The sequence below is a fragment of the Chryseobacterium sp. RU33C genome (assembly GCF_900156015.1).
Taxonomy (GTDB): Bacteria; Bacteroidota; Bacteroidia; order Flavobacteriales; family Weeksellaceae; genus Chryseobacterium; species Chryseobacterium candidae.
On the sequence record NZ_FTMT01000001.1, the window covers coordinates 396,188 to 409,597 of the forward strand.

Annotated in this window: 12 protein-coding genes and 1 pseudogene; 5 read left to right on the forward strand and 8 right to left on the reverse strand. The window is 35.8% G+C overall.

Translation table 11 applies throughout. The annotated features are described in order from the left end of the window. Positions 1–29 precede the first annotated feature (29 nt). Both BW946_RS01730 and BW946_RS01735 read left to right on the forward strand, forming a co-directional pair. Complete coding sequence (locus tag BW946_RS01730; RefSeq protein ID WP_076594512.1) at positions 30–593, forward strand: Crp/Fnr family transcriptional regulator; 564 nt, start codon at positions 30–32, stop codon at positions 591–593. Positions 594–746: 153 nt separating this feature from the next. Continuing rightward, positions 747–1,250 carry a GNAT family N-acetyltransferase gene (locus BW946_RS01735; RefSeq protein WP_076594513.1) on the forward strand — a complete coding sequence of 168 codons (504 nt, stop codon included), beginning with the start codon at positions 747–749 and terminating at the stop codon, positions 1,248–1,250. A 173-nt stretch (positions 1,251–1,423) separates the two neighbouring features. On the opposite strand, the gene BW946_RS01740 is transcribed toward BW946_RS01735, so the two are convergent. The 4 genes from BW946_RS01740 to BW946_RS01755 form a co-directional block, all read right to left on the reverse strand. Next, complete coding sequence (locus tag BW946_RS01740; protein WP_076594514.1) at positions 1,424–2,785, reverse strand: MATE family efflux transporter; 1,362 nt, start codon at positions 2,783–2,785, stop codon at positions 1,424–1,426. A 100-nt stretch (positions 2,786–2,885) separates the two neighbouring features. Then, positions 2,886–4,070 carry a sigma-54-dependent transcriptional regulator gene (locus tag BW946_RS01745; protein ID WP_076594515.1) on the reverse strand — a complete coding sequence of 395 codons (1,185 nt, stop codon included), beginning with the start codon at positions 4,068–4,070 and terminating at the stop codon, positions 2,886–2,888. Positions 4,071–4,126: 56 nt separating this feature from the next. After that, entirely contained in the window at positions 4,127–4,786 is a 660-nt protein-coding gene (locus BW946_RS01750) for a YggS family pyridoxal phosphate-dependent enzyme (RefSeq protein WP_076594516.1), read from the reverse strand. Positions 4,787–4,860: 74 nt separating this feature from the next. Then, positions 4,861–5,730, reverse strand: a complete 870-nt coding sequence (locus BW946_RS01755) for a polysaccharide deacetylase family protein (protein ID WP_076594517.1) — start codon at positions 5,728–5,730, stop codon at positions 4,861–4,863. 269 nt (positions 5,731–5,999) lie between these two features. On the opposite strand from BW946_RS01755, the gene BW946_RS01760 reads away from it, so the two are divergent. Then, positions 6,000–6,824 carry a hypothetical protein gene (locus BW946_RS01760; RefSeq protein WP_083688764.1) on the forward strand — a complete coding sequence of 275 codons (825 nt, stop codon included), beginning with the start codon at positions 6,000–6,002 and terminating at the stop codon, positions 6,822–6,824. Between the two features lie 238 nt (positions 6,825–7,062). Here the strand turns inward: BW946_RS01760 and BW946_RS01765 are convergent, their stop codons facing one another. The 4 genes and pseudogenes from BW946_RS01765 to BW946_RS21870 form a co-directional block, all read right to left on the reverse strand. Then, positions 7,063–9,903, reverse strand: a complete 2,841-nt coding sequence (locus BW946_RS01765) for a heavy metal translocating P-type ATPase (RefSeq protein ID WP_076594518.1) — start codon at positions 9,901–9,903, stop codon at positions 7,063–7,065. 202 nt (positions 9,904–10,105) lie between these two features. Beyond that, positions 10,106–10,666, reverse strand: coding sequence for a helix-turn-helix domain-containing protein (locus BW946_RS01770; protein ID WP_076594519.1), 561 nt, complete (start codon positions 10,664–10,666; stop codon positions 10,106–10,108). Then, a complete protein-coding gene (locus BW946_RS01775; RefSeq protein WP_076594520.1) occupies positions 10,663–11,058 on the reverse strand; it encodes an acyl-CoA thioesterase in 396 nt (131 codons plus the stop codon). The genes BW946_RS01770 and BW946_RS01775 overlap by 4 nt, the downstream gene beginning before the upstream one ends. A gap of 95 nt (positions 11,059–11,153) precedes the next feature. Further along, positions 11,154–11,566 (reverse strand): annotated as a pseudogene (locus tag BW946_RS21870) (DUF6157 family protein). 369 nt (positions 11,567–11,935) lie between these two features. On the opposite strand from BW946_RS21870, the gene BW946_RS01785 reads away from it, so the two are divergent. Continuing rightward, entirely contained in the window at positions 11,936–12,286 is a 351-nt protein-coding gene (locus tag BW946_RS01785; protein WP_076594521.1) for an RNA recognition motif domain-containing protein, read from the forward strand. Positions 12,287–12,423: 137 nt separating this feature from the next. Further along, complete coding sequence (locus tag BW946_RS01790; RefSeq protein WP_076594522.1) at positions 12,424–13,176, forward strand: hypothetical protein; 753 nt, start codon at positions 12,424–12,426, stop codon at positions 13,174–13,176. Positions 13,177–13,410 lie beyond the last annotated feature (234 nt).

Consider the following 13,410-nt stretch of genomic DNA (forward strand, 5'->3'; position numbering starts at 1 on the left):
TAACAAAAGGACATTTGTCCCGGGTGAATATGTTAAGAACGAATCAGGCATTTTTAAACTATCTCAATGATCTGTATGAAAAGAAGAATGATAGTGATAATATTATAGTAAAACTCTTTTCTGCAGGGGATAAAGTGCTTATACAGGATCATCAGCTTTCTCATGTCATGCTGATTAAAGAAGGCATTGTCAAATGTTATTTAGTAGAAGAGAACGGAAAAGAATATATTGTTGAGTTTCTGGGAAGTGGAGAAATAATCGGTGAAGTGGAATTGATTAAAAATATAAACTGCCTGTGTAGTATTGAGGCTCTTACGGAAGTTGAAGCATACGCAGTAAAAATTCCTGCTTTCAGATCTTTGATAAAAAATGATCTCGCACTGAATAATCTTCTTTTAGAGTCTTTTGCGGAACGAATTATCAATACATCCAGCAGAGCTTCCTATCAACAACTCTATACGGTAGAACATACTTTAAAACAATTGCTTCAAATGCAGTCTAAGCAGAATATTCAGATTTCCAAAGAAGATATGGCGGCTTACCTCGGAATTGCAGTAAGAAGTTTAAATAGAATTTTAAAAGATTTGAAATAATTTTTTCGCAAATACAATGTCTTGTATTTTAATAGTATTTCAAAGGGGTATGCTGGTTTAAATATTAAAATTTAATAAATTAAGTATGTGTTTTGAAAGGGTGTTTTTAAAATTTAGTATTTTTGTATGAGAATAAGTTGAATTACAATATTCATGGAAACATTAAAATTCAGAAATGCTGAGTTGGCAGATTTAAATAAAATCGTGTCCATCTACAACTCAACCATTGCTTCAAGAATGGTCACTGCAGATATTGAAGAAGTCTCTGTAGAAAGCAAACTAAAGTGGTTTGAAGAACACAACCCTCAGACAAGACCTCTTTGGGTAGTTGAAGATAGCCAGGAGCAAACCGTTGGTTGGGTAAGTTTCAGTTCATTCCATGAAAGAGCGGCTTACAATGGGACGGTAGAAGTGAGCATTTATCTGGATGAAACCTCCAGAGGAAAAGGGTATGGAAAAACTATTCTTCAGTATTGCATTGATAACGCCGGAAAGTTTGGAGTAAAAAACCTTGTAGCGCTTATTTTCCTTCATAATGAACCCAGTTTAAAACTGTTCAGGCATTTTGGATTTGAAGATTGGGGGAGTCTTCCTAATGTAGCGATTCTGGATGGCGTGGAGAGAAGTCTGAAGATTTTAGGAAAAAGAATAGATTAATTATAATTGTGAAGAAAGAGAAAAGGTAAACTTGTAAAACGGGTTTATAATCATTTAATCTATAAAAAAGAATTATGCACAATCATCTGTGCTCATCCGTGAAATCTGCGGTTAAGCAAAAAAGCGAAAGAATATAAAAATAGCTGTCTCAAATCTGAAACAGCTATTTTGTTTTATGAATTCTGCTTAATTCTTTTCGCAGACATATTCAGGAATCGTTTCACCAGGAAAACAGCGGAGACTGTTAATCCCAGCCCAAGTGCAATCCACATTCCGAATGCGCCCATTTCCAAAGTAACACAGAAGAAATATCCTAATGGAATAGTAATTACCCAATAGGCAATGAAGGTATAAATAGAAGGAATTTTCACATCCTGCAAACCTCTCAGCATTCCCAAAGCTGTTACCTGAATTCCATCAGAAAGCTGGAATAAAGCAGCGATGATCATCAGTTTTGCAGCCAGGGTAATAACTTCCACTTCTTCTTTTTTCGTGAAGAAAGTCGGAAGGATATTTCTGCCTAAAATAAATACCAATCCACAGATGCACATGAAAATAAAGGCAATTTTCAGGTTGTTGATTCCTACTTTTCTCAGTTCCACAAAATTCTGTTCCCCCAGTTTTCTGCCAATCATTACCGTAGAGGCAACACTGAAGCCTACACATAAATTGAAGGTAAATGAAGCCATGCTTAAAGCAATCTGGTGAGAAGCAATATCGTGAGCAGAGATCAGTCCACAAATAAATGCTGCTCCGGCAAAAGCGGTTACTTCAAAGAACATCTGTAAAGCTGTAGGTAATCCAAGTCTCACCATTTTATCAAACATCTGCTTTGAGAAATCCTGAATTTTTAAAGAAAAGTCCTTGATATAACGTCTTGTTCTTTCTTCTTTTACCAACACAAAATAAAGGAAAACCACCATGAAGATTCTGGAAATCAAGGTGGCCAGTGCGGATCCCTGTACCCCCATTGCCGGAATTCCCCAAAGTCCTTTGATAAAGACATAGTTTAAGGCAATATTGATGATATTCGCAATAATGGTTGCTTTGGTAACTCCAATGGTATAGGATAAACCTTCGGAAACTTCACGAAGCGTCTGAAATGCCATGAATGGAATCATACTGACTACCATAATACTTAAGAAACCTACGGTATCAGGAATAATCTTGGCAGGCTGTCCTGAATGATAGAGGAGTGGCATTCCCAAAAGGAGAATAACCATCAGAATAATTCCGACAGACATATTGATAATAAAACCGTGGCTGAATACAGAATTGATCGTAGCATGATCCTCTTTGGAATGCGCCTCCGAAACCAATGGCGGTATGGCGAATGAAAACCCCAGGGCTAACACAAATATGGAGAAAAAAACAGCATTTCCCAATGAAACGGATGCCAGTGCATCAGCACCCAACAGTTTTCCGACAATAATATTGTCGAATAAGTTTACTGAAACCTGCCCCACCTGGGTAAGCATCACAGGCAGAGCCAAAGTCAGGCATTCCTTTGTATAGTTTTTGTTTAAAAAGTTCATAATATTTTAAGATTCATATAGTTTATCATTCAAATAGGGTCAAAAAAAAATTTGCAGTGGTAACACTGCAAATTTTTATAATATGGTAAATAATAGTTTATTATTTCCTTACAAAACTTGCAACGTCACCTTCAGAAACAGTGTTTCCACCAAGAATAATCAATCTCTCGACAACATTCCTTAACTCTCTGATATTTCCAGTCCATGAAAGTGCTTTTAAAGCATCAATAGCTTTATCATCAAACTTTTTCGTAGCAGTACCATGCTCATCAGCAATCATGCCTGAAAAATGCTCAACCAATAATTTGATGTCCTCTTTTCTTTCATCCAATGGCGGAACATAGATTTCAATAACAGAAAGTCTGTGATAAAGATCTTCTCTGAATTTTCCTTCCTCAATTTCTTTCTGCATATTTTTATTCGTTGCTGCAATTACTCTTACATCAACTTTGATTTCTTTATCACTTCCCACAGGAGAAACTTTGCTTTCCTGTAGCGCTCTCAGTACTTTAGCCTGAGCAATAAGGCTCATATCTCCAATCTCATCAAGGAAGATCGTACCGTTGTTAGCCTGCTCAAATTTTCCCTGTTTATCTTTAATAGCCCCCGTAAAAGATCCTTTTACATGCCCGAAAAGTTCAGATTCAATTAGTTCAGACGGAATCGCAGCACAGTTTACTTCTATCATAGGACCTCTTGCCCGGTCACTCTGATTATGGATAGCATGAGCAACCAGCTCTTTTCCTGCACCGTTAGGCCCTGTGATCAGAACTCTGGCGTCGGAAACAGCTACCTTTTCGATCATATCCTGAATCTTTTGAAGAGCAGGAGATGTACCAATCATCTGGTATTTTTTGCTTACTTTTTTCTTTAAGGTTTTATTTTCAGTCTGAAGATTTTTGTTTTCTTTCTTCAGAGTCTCTTTAACCAATGCGTTTTTCACACTTGTAATCAATCTGTTGATATCAATTGGTTTGGAGATAAAATCGTATGCACCCTCCTTTAAACAGGAAACGGCAGAATCAATATCTGCGTGGCCTGAGATCATGATAAAAGTAGTTTCTGGTTTTAATGCAAGGCTCTGCTTCAAAAGTTCGGTTCCTGAAACTTTAGGCATCTTAATATCGGAAATCACCAGTGCGAAATCTTCTTTTTCTACCTGTTTGTAACCTTCAAGGCCATCTTCGGCGATAACAAATTCATAATCGGTGAGTTCATCCGAAAGAATACTGTGAAGTACTCCCGAGATTGCTTTTTCGTCTTCTACTATAAGGATTTTTTGCATAGTTGCAAATTTAAATTTTTTGTTTCAATTATTAGCAAAAACTGTACCTAAATATTCTATTTGGAGTAGTCTCTTCTCCCAAAAATGGCAGATCCAACCCTTACAGAGTTAGCCCCACACTCAATGGCTATAGGGAAATCGTCACTCATTCCCATTGATAAGATATTTAAAGTTTTTAATTGATTTAATTCATCAAAAAGCATCTTTAATGTTAAAAATTCATTTCTAACCTGCTGCTCATCGTCAGTGAATGTAGCCATTCCCATCAGTCCGGTAACTTCAACATGAGGAAATCTGCCTTCAGTGTATTGTTGGAAAAGATCTTTGGCTTCGGAAATATCAAGCCCGAACTTGCTTTCTTCAGCTGCAATTTTTACCTGCAGAAGAACTTTAATGATTCTGTTATTCTTTCCTGCTTCTTTATTGATTTCTGTTAATAATTTTTCAGAATCCACACTTTGTATGGTATCTATGAAGGAAGCAATGTATTTCACTTTGTTGGTCTGTAAGTGACCAATCAGATGCCATTGTATATCCTGAGGAAGATGAGGGGCTTTTTCCATCAGTTCCTGTACTTTGTTTTCTCCAAAAACCTTTTGTCCAAGATCGTATACTTCCTGTACTGCAGAAGCCGGATGTGTTTTTGAAACAGCAACCAGCTGGACATCCGATGGCAGCTGGTCTTTTATAGTTTTATAATTTTCTTTAATACTCATAGTTGCAAATTTCCGAAAATTCCCTGACAGTTGCCAGTGATGAATACATTTTACACGGTACTTTTACAGTAAAATTAATTCAGAACCTCATTGATCTTTGGATACTGAGAGATTTTTCTGAAGACAAACCTGTTGCTCTTCTGCAGTTTTTCAATAAACATGTCCAGCTCATTGATAGAATCCGCATCTCTCAGATACTGATCGTGAGTAAGGAATACCAGGTGTCTGGATGTTTTCTCAAGATCGTTCAGGAAAATGCTGTCTACTTTCTTGATCATGGCCTCATGACTTCCTTTTAAAGTCATTTTTTGAGAAGGCCTCCATTCAAGATCCCAGCCAATTACTTTATAACCGGCTTTTTTAAGACCATCTGCTGCCACAGTAGAACTTTTAATATCTGTTACATTAATATTGTTGAGCCTCCAGATATTTCTTCCGGGAGTTCGTGCTATTTTATCGGTAAGTTTCAGGCTGTCTTTGGCGATATCAAAATCGTGAACTACAGCATCAGCATTTTTATAAAAATCTGTGTATTTGTTGTGGGCATGGGAAAAGCTATGGTTCGCCAGTTCTATCAAGGGGTTTTGCTTAAGCAAGAGAAGATCATCCTTCTGTTTTTTACTGCCATAAGCATGTTTCCCTACCAGAAAGGCAGTGGCGCAAACATTTCTTTTGTCCAGGATTTTTAAAAGATTTTCAGTTCCCTGATTGGGGCCGTCATCAAAGGTAAGGTAGATTACTCTTTTATCCGGATCAACACTTTCATCATCCATATTATTGGGGATTATTTCTGCGGAAGGATGTTCCTGTGAACTGACGACGGGGACATTGTTCACCTCATTCTTGAAATTACAGCTGTTTAATAAAGCCGAAGTTGCACTCATCAATGCAACCATCCCTAGAAAAGTCATATTTTTTGACTTTCCCGCAAAAATTTTTTTCATAAAGATAATGGAGTATTAAATTGTTAAAAATCGTTAAAAATAACAGCTGAAAATTAACAAATTATATGCCATGCTGTGCAGGTATTTTTCTTTTTAAGTTTATTTTAAGAACTTTATTTTAAACGATGTTTGCATTACCTGATGAATTGTAAATTTATGATCTGCTTTTCTGTAAAATTTAACATTTATAAATATGAAAACGATAGTTTTTTTCTACTAATGCTGGAATTTCAATATTGTTACTATATTGCATGATTATTTTGATATTGATGAGTTTTAGATATTTAATTATTGTTCTTTTGGCCGGGCAATTTTCTGCTCAGAAGATTTCTGGAAGAATTTTAACAGATAAAGAAGGCCCGGTGTCGGATGCAAGAATTGGAGTGGAAAATGAGAATGTAGGTGATATTACCGATCATGCAGGAAACTATACTATTGATATTACGGATATAGCAAAAAGTAAAGTTGTAAAAGTAGAGATAAGTGGATATGAAACTTTCCGTATGAAACTTTCTGATTTTTTGGTTTTGCCAGATCATACTGTTTTACTTAAAAATAAATCCATTGAAATTCCCAATATCGATGTTATCTCTAAAAAATATATAACGAAAAACTTCGGAACTAAAAATTCAAAGCGTTCTTATGGAGGGTACAATTCTGATAAGCCAGAAAGGCTATTCCGGGAATATGCTATTAAGGTAAAGAATAATAAAAGAATTAAAATAAAGAATATTAATATCAGCTTAGCTTATTTTTCTTTTGAACAGCCTGTTGCAATTATCTTTGATGTTCAAAATTCTATAAATGATCTTCCAGGTGAGTCTCAGGTGAATGAAACTTTAAAACTTACATTTACCAAGGATGATATTAAAAATAATACATTAAGTCTTGATGTTTCAGATAAAAATATCTGGATAGATCAAGATTTTTTTGTTTCATTTCGTGTTTCTGAAGATTTTAAAGGAGAGCTTTATTTTGGGGGAAATATCTTTGCCTTTTCAAAAAACACATACTACAGAAATTATTTTGGAGAATGGCAAAAATATTCTTCAGGAGAACCGTCCATCAATGTTGATGTTTTAATGGAAAAATAATGCATATCAATATATAAATGAGTTTTGTTATTACAGAAAGACAAAACTCATTTATTGGCTTATCCTTTTAATTAATACTCGAGATTAATGATTAACAAAGGTTTTCTTATTGACAGCCCTTCTACAGGCTCAGGGTGACAACCCGAATACCAACCTAAATTTTAAGCATTGTCAGGCTAAACCTGTTGAAACTGTTTTCACTGGAAGGGACACATAAATTCATATTATGTAGAAGATATTATTGTATATCCAGATCTACAGAATTTAACCTTAATGAATTCAGGATGACAGATAATGAACTGAAGCTCATTGCTGCAGCTGCAATCATCGGAGATAGCAGAATTCCAAAGAATGGATACAATAATCCTGCCGCTACCGGAACACCCAAAACATTATAAATGAATGCGAAAAACAGATTTTCTTTAATGTTTTTGAGGAGCTTTTCACTCAGTAATTTAGCTTTTGCAACACCTAAGATATCTCCTTTTAATAATGTGATCTCAGCGCTTTCAATCGCAACATCTGTTCCTGTTCCCATCGCAATTCCCACATCAGATTGTGCAAGGGCAGGAGAGTCATTAATCCCGTCTCCGGTCATCGCTACGATTTTACCCTGCTGCTGCAGTTTTTTTACTTCATTCAGTTTATCTTCAGGAAGACAGTTGGCTTTGAAATGTTTAATTCCTAACTCATCAGCAACGGCTTTGGCAGTATGTTCATTGTCTCCTGTCATCATGATGACGTCTATTCCTTCACTCATCAGCTGTTTTAGGGCTTTTTTAGAGCTTTCTTTGATTTTATCTGTAAAGCTTACAAATCCCAGCACCTGCTGATCCTGTGCGATATAAGAAATCGTATGGGCTTTAGACTGAACTTCTAATGCTTTCCGTTTTAAGCTCTCCGGAATCATAATCTGATGCGAGGTCAATAGACTTTCATTTCCAAGATAAGCGGTCTTGCCGTTGATATTTCCTTTGACTCCTTTTCCGGAGATATTTTCAAACTGATCTACTTTTTCAGCCGTCAGATTCTCTTCTTTTGCTCTTTTTATGACAGCATTGGAAAGCGGATGTTCAGAATTCTGATTCAAAGAAAAAGCCAGTTTTAAAATCTGATGCTGATCTCCGTTTACTGTTTCAATATGTTCTACTGAAGGTTTCCCTTCTGTTAAAGTTCCTGTTTTATCAGTAATCAAAACATTTACTTTATTCATCTGCTCAAGAGCTTCTGCATTTTTGATAAGGATTCCGTTTTTAGCACCTTTCCCGATTCCTACCATTAAAGACATGGGAGTTGCCAGCCCAAGTGCACAGGGACAAGCCACAATTAAAACGGCAACCGCATTCACAAAAGCAAATAAGGTTCTTTTTCCTTCCGGACCGAAGAATTGCCACAAAACAAAAGTAAGCACAGCAATAAGAATGACTGCAGGGACAAATACTTTTGAAACCTTATCTGTAAGTTTCTGGATAGGAGCTTTGCTGCGGCTGGCTTCATTCACCATTTTAATGATTTGGGAAAGCAGAGTTTCATCGCCTACCTTTTCTGCCTTCATAATGAATACCTGATTTCCGTTGATGGTTCCGGAAGATACTTTATCTTCTATATTTTTTTCAACAGGAACAGGTTCTCCTGTAATCATACTTTCGTCTACAATAGAATTACCCTCAGTGATTTTTCCGTCTACAGGAATTTTTTCACCAGGTTTTACTTTTAATAAATCTCCTATTTTTACCTGAGAAAGCAGCACTTTCTTTTCTTCACCATTCACCATAAGGTTAGCTTCATCCGGTGAAAGGTTCATTAATTCTTTGATGGCATTTCCTGTTTTTTTATGGGCTGCGGCTTCCATCAGCTGACCTAAAATGACAAGGGTTAAAATCACACAGACTGCCTCAAAATACAATGGGATTTCATGATTGTGTCCACGGATTTCATGTGGAATAATGTCTGGAAATATCAGAGCAACAATACTGAAAATAAATGCTGCAGCAATCCCAAGAACAATAAGACTGAACATATTGAGGTTCCATGTTTTGAATGAAACCCAGCCTCTTTTCAACAGGAACCAGCCTGAATAAAACATCACCGGAAGTGTTAAAGCAAGTTCAATAAATCCCTGAATCTGATGAGAGAAAGGAAAGTTGATTAACATTCCTCCCATTGAGAGAATGAAAACCGGTATAGTAAACGCCAGGGAAGTAATGAATTTTCTTTTTAATATATTGTAAGTTTCATCTTCATCATTATCACTGCTGTCGGGCATTCTTACGAGATCCATTCCACAGATAGGGCAGTCTCCCGGTTCGTCACAAATGACTTCCGGATGCATAGGACAGGTGTATTTTGCGGTTTTCTTTTCAGGATATTTTACAAGGTCCATTCCGCAAACCGGACATCCTACATTGGAATCGTAGGTTTTGTCGCCTTCACAATACATGGGACAGTAATATCTTCCTGCCATTTCATCAGTTACTTTAGGCGTTTCATAACTATGGCTTTGAAAATGAGAGTGATGCTGGTGCGAATTTGCTTTTTGGGCAATTTCTTCCGTAATCGGTTCTAAATCCATATGACAAACAGGGCAACTTCCTTTCTCATCATATACTTTGTCGCCTTCGCAAAACATTGGACAATAATGCTTCCCTATACTATCTTTAAAGCTTTCAGGAAGGTTGGTTGATGAATAAGCTGGTTTATGATTAGGATCTTTAGCCAGCTTTTCTTCAATAGGAACCAGATACATTTTGCAGACAGGACATCTTTCACCCTGTTTGAAATATACTTTATCTCCTTCGCATTCCATTGGACAATAGTATACTGAAGAAGGCGATACACGGTCCTGAGGTTTTGCGAAGGCTGTCTCAGGAGTATTGGGATCTTCAAGTATGTATTTTCCTATTTCTGCCAGAGCATCATTTAATACTGAAAGTTTTACTTCATGATCGGAAGTGATGGTGACTGTATTGTTTTCCAGATTAACATCGGCTTTAACACCATCAACACTGTTCAGTTGATTTGATATCTTTTTCTGGCAGCCGGAACAGGTCATTCCGAGTATTTTATACTGTTGTTCCATGATTCTTAAATTTATACTGCAAATTTCCACAATGGAAAACGAAGGTTGTTATAAATTTAAGGATAATAGTTATAAAATTAGGTGGAGTGGAAGAGTTTGAGGGTGGGAGATTATAAGAGTAAGAGGGTTTGAGAGTTGTAAGGTATGAGAGTTTGTAAGTGAAATAGGAATATTTAATTCCTTTACTCCTAAACACTCAAACTTATAGATTGTCAAGCGGTTTGCGATGATGTTCTTTGAGCTTTTTGAATTCAGTGGGTGTGAATCCGGTCACATTACGGAACTGGGAAGAAAGGTGCTGTACACTCTTATAACCGAGTTTTCCTGCAATTTCGGTAAGATTGAATTCGTTGTATAAAAGAAGCTCCTTCACTTTTTCAATTTTCTGAAGAATGAAAAACTGCTCTAATGTGATATTTTCGTTTTGTGAAAATGTTTTTGAAAGAGCGCTGTAATCTTTGTGAAGTTTTGAACTTAAAAATTCAGAAAGCAGGAAGTCTTCCGGGATATCAAGATCACTTATTTTGACAATAATCAGGTTTTTAATTTTTTCTACGATCTGATGAGCAGAGTCCATAATCCTTTCAAAACCTGTATCAAGCAGCTCTTTTTCTATGATATGCATTGTTTGAGCAGAAATATCAGATTCTGTTTCAACTTCTCCCAGTAAAACATTCGCTGTCTTTACCTCTGCATTACGGAAAATAGTTTCTACCGCCGCAATGCATCTGTTGCAGACCATATTTTTTATAAAGATCTTCATAGGTTGTTGTTTAACCTGTCTTTTACAAATTCTATCTGGGTTTTGCCATGAGGAGCAGGATTGCCTTCTTCGTTAAGGTTCACCATGACAATTCTTTCTACAGTAATGATGGTTTGATGAGTCATTTTGTTTCTTACATCACATCTTAAAGTAATAGAAGAAGATCCGAAATGAGTAGCTTCAATTCCTATCTCTATAATATCTCCTTGTTTGGCTGAGCTGACAAAGTTGATTTCAGAAATAAATTTGGTTACTACTTTGGTATTTTCTAACTGAATAATAGCATAAAGAGCAGCCTCTTCATCTATCCATTGAAGAAGTCTTCCTCCGAAAAGTGAATGATTGGGGTTTAAATCTTCGGGCTTTACCCATTTTCTGGTATGGTAGTTCATCTGTTAATAATTTGCAGCACAAATTTAGTGTTAAAAGCTGATCTTTTCAAAAGAATAGTATTTATTGATCTGAAAAGAATCATTCATTTTCTCAATCATTTTCTTTTGGAGCGCGTGGCTTTCGTTTTTGTTATAGAAGAATCATTCAGCAGTGTTTGATATTCTTTACTTTCTATGGCAATCATCGTTACTTTTCATTCCGGATTATGATGGAATCCCAATCCATACTTTTTCGCTAAAGGAGAACATCTGAGGCAGCGTTGGCCCTTAGAAAAGAACTTTTGTCTTTCATTCTCTTTTTCGTTGTCTGAAATTTCATTTTTAATAGCATAGCATTTAAAAATTAGATGATCGGATGAACATTGATAGGAACTTTTATAAGTTTCTCATATGGTAGATTGGCGAGTGTTTTTTCTTTCTTTTCAGGATGAACCTGTGCCTGGAAAACAGAGCAGTCTTCGGTAATTTCAATGAGTGTGTTAGTATAATTGGTGATGTATGGTTTTATATTTTTGTTTTAGCATTTTAAATGTTAAGTAGAATAGGGGGGCAAGGAAGTTGATAAATAGAATGATGTGTATCTTAGTAACTTGATTTTGAGTGCTCAGTATTGGCATTTGTTTTTAAACCTTTAACTAACTTTATGATTAAATATGTTTTTATTTAAGTGTTTGATTTTCAGAGGTTTTATTTTGTTTTATGTGCTTGTTTTATTTTTAGATTAAACATAATGTAAGAAATATTTAAAAAAAGCTTTGATTTGAAATTTTTAATTGTATCTTGCATACGTTTATATTTGGAATCAATATTTGTTCATTAATTTATGTTGTTTTTCTTTTATATACCAAATTTTTATTAATTTTTTAATTTATTTAAAATGAACATTTTTGTTTCAAACATCAATTACGCAACTAAAGAGTATGAGTTGCACGATCTATTCGCAGAATTTGGGGATGTATCATCAGCTAAAATCGTTACAGACAGAGAAACTGGTCGTTCCAGAGGTTTCGGTTTCGTAGAAATGGGTGATGAAGAAGGAAAGCAAGCTATTGAATCTCTTAACCAGAAAGAATTCAACGGAAAAGCTCTAAATGTATCTGAAGCTAAGCCAAGAGAAGAAAAGCCAAGAAGAAGCTTTGATAACAACAGAGGTGGAGGTTATGGTAACAACAACAATAGAGGCGGAGGCTATGGTAACAACCGTGGCGGAGGCGGAAATCGTTGGTAAAAATATGAAGCGGCTTTTAAGCCGCTTTTTTTATGGAATTTAATTTCCAGTAAATCATTTAATTATAATCGGGGTTGGAATATAATGATGTTTTGGCATAATTTTAGAAATTATCAATCAATCAAAAAGTAATTATAATGAAAAAACATTTATTAGCATTAATGATGGTGTTTGGTGGATTATTAATCAATGCACAAAACATTTATCCAGGACAGAATATAGAGCAAAACAGAAAATACTGGGCAAGTAATAACCGATACTATCTGACTTTCCAGAATGATGGTAACCTGGTTTTATATAACAGAGCCGGAGTTGCAATGTGGGATACAGGTACAAATAACAAGGGAGTGAGAGCTGTTTTTCAGGATGATGGGAACTTAGTGGTTTATACTCCGGGAAATGGTGTGGCTTTTAGCTCTAATACTAACGGAAGAAGAGCTGAAAGATTAACGATTCAGGACGATGGAAACCTTGTTATTTATAATGGTTCCAATCCGTTATGGGCGTCAAAAAGTGATTTGAAAAACAGTGGAAGAGATAATGGTTTTGGCCGTGGAAACGGAAATATCAGTACCGGGTACAAATTCCGTAAAGGAGGAAAAGTGTTTTCTCCTAATGGCAGCTATTATTTGACTTTCCAGAACGACGGAAATCTGGTTTTATCCTATGATAATGGTGATGCTATCTGGGCATCCGGAACAGATAATAAAGGAAGCAGAGCTGAATTTCAGGCAGATGGAAACCTGGTTGTTTATGATTCTTATAATAAGGCGGTATGGAGTTCAAATACTTCTCGCAGAGGAGCCAATAAGCTTTCTGTACAAAATGACGGAAACTTAGTGATTTATAGCGATTATTCTCCGTTGTGGAGTTCAGGAACTAATAGATAAGAATCTATTCAGATAAAAATAAAAGAGACTATCCGAACGGTAGTCTCTTTTTGTGGTAATGTGGTCAAAAATAGTTGGTGTTTTTGTCAAAAATAATTCGTAATATTTTACAGTTGATTGGAAGAGGAAGTAAGCAATGCTGAGGAGCAACTTACCAGCAATACAATCAACGCTGTAAACAATAGTTTAGAGGATGGTTTTTCCATCCTCTTTTTGTAAATTATTGGAACAGCT

Excerpts from the sequence above, each read along its gene's own strand:
- BW946_RS01770 (WP_076594519.1), bottom strand. The coding sequence starts at position 10,666 with ATGAAGATCTTTATAAAAAATATGGTCTGCAACAGATGCATTGCGGCG.
- BW946_RS01735 (WP_076594513.1), top strand. The coding sequence starts at position 747 with ATGGAAACATTAAAATTCAGAAATGCTGAGTTGGCAGATTTAAATAAA.
- BW946_RS01760 (WP_083688764.1), top strand. The coding sequence starts at position 6,000 with ATGAGTTTTAGATATTTAATTATTGTTCTTTTGGCCGGGCAATTTTCT.
- BW946_RS01730 (WP_076594512.1), top strand. The coding sequence starts at position 30 with ATGTTAAGAACGAATCAGGCATTTTTAAACTATCTCAATGATCTGTAT.
- BW946_RS01765 (WP_076594518.1), bottom strand. The coding sequence starts at position 9,903 with ATGGAACAACAGTATAAAATACTCGGAATGACCTGTTCCGGCTGCCAG.
- BW946_RS01790 (WP_076594522.1), top strand. The coding sequence starts at position 12,424 with ATGAAAAAACATTTATTAGCATTAATGATGGTGTTTGGTGGATTATTA.
- BW946_RS01785 (WP_076594521.1), top strand. The coding sequence starts at position 11,936 with ATGAACATTTTTGTTTCAAACATCAATTACGCAACTAAAGAGTATGAG.
- BW946_RS01755 (WP_076594517.1), bottom strand. The coding sequence starts at position 5,730 with ATGAAAAAAATTTTTGCGGGAAAGTCAAAAAATATGACTTTTCTAGGG.
- BW946_RS01750 (WP_076594516.1), bottom strand. The coding sequence starts at position 4,786 with ATGAGTATTAAAGAAAATTATAAAACTATAAAAGACCAGCTGCCATCG.
- BW946_RS01745 (WP_076594515.1), bottom strand. The coding sequence starts at position 4,070 with ATGCAAAAAATCCTTATAGTAGAAGACGAAAAAGCAATCTCGGGAGTA.
- BW946_RS01740 (WP_076594514.1), bottom strand. The coding sequence starts at position 2,785 with ATGAACTTTTTAAACAAAAACTATACAAAGGAATGCCTGACTTTGGCT.
- BW946_RS01775 (WP_076594520.1), bottom strand. The coding sequence starts at position 11,058 with ATGAACTACCATACCAGAAAATGGGTAAAGCCCGAAGATTTAAACCCC.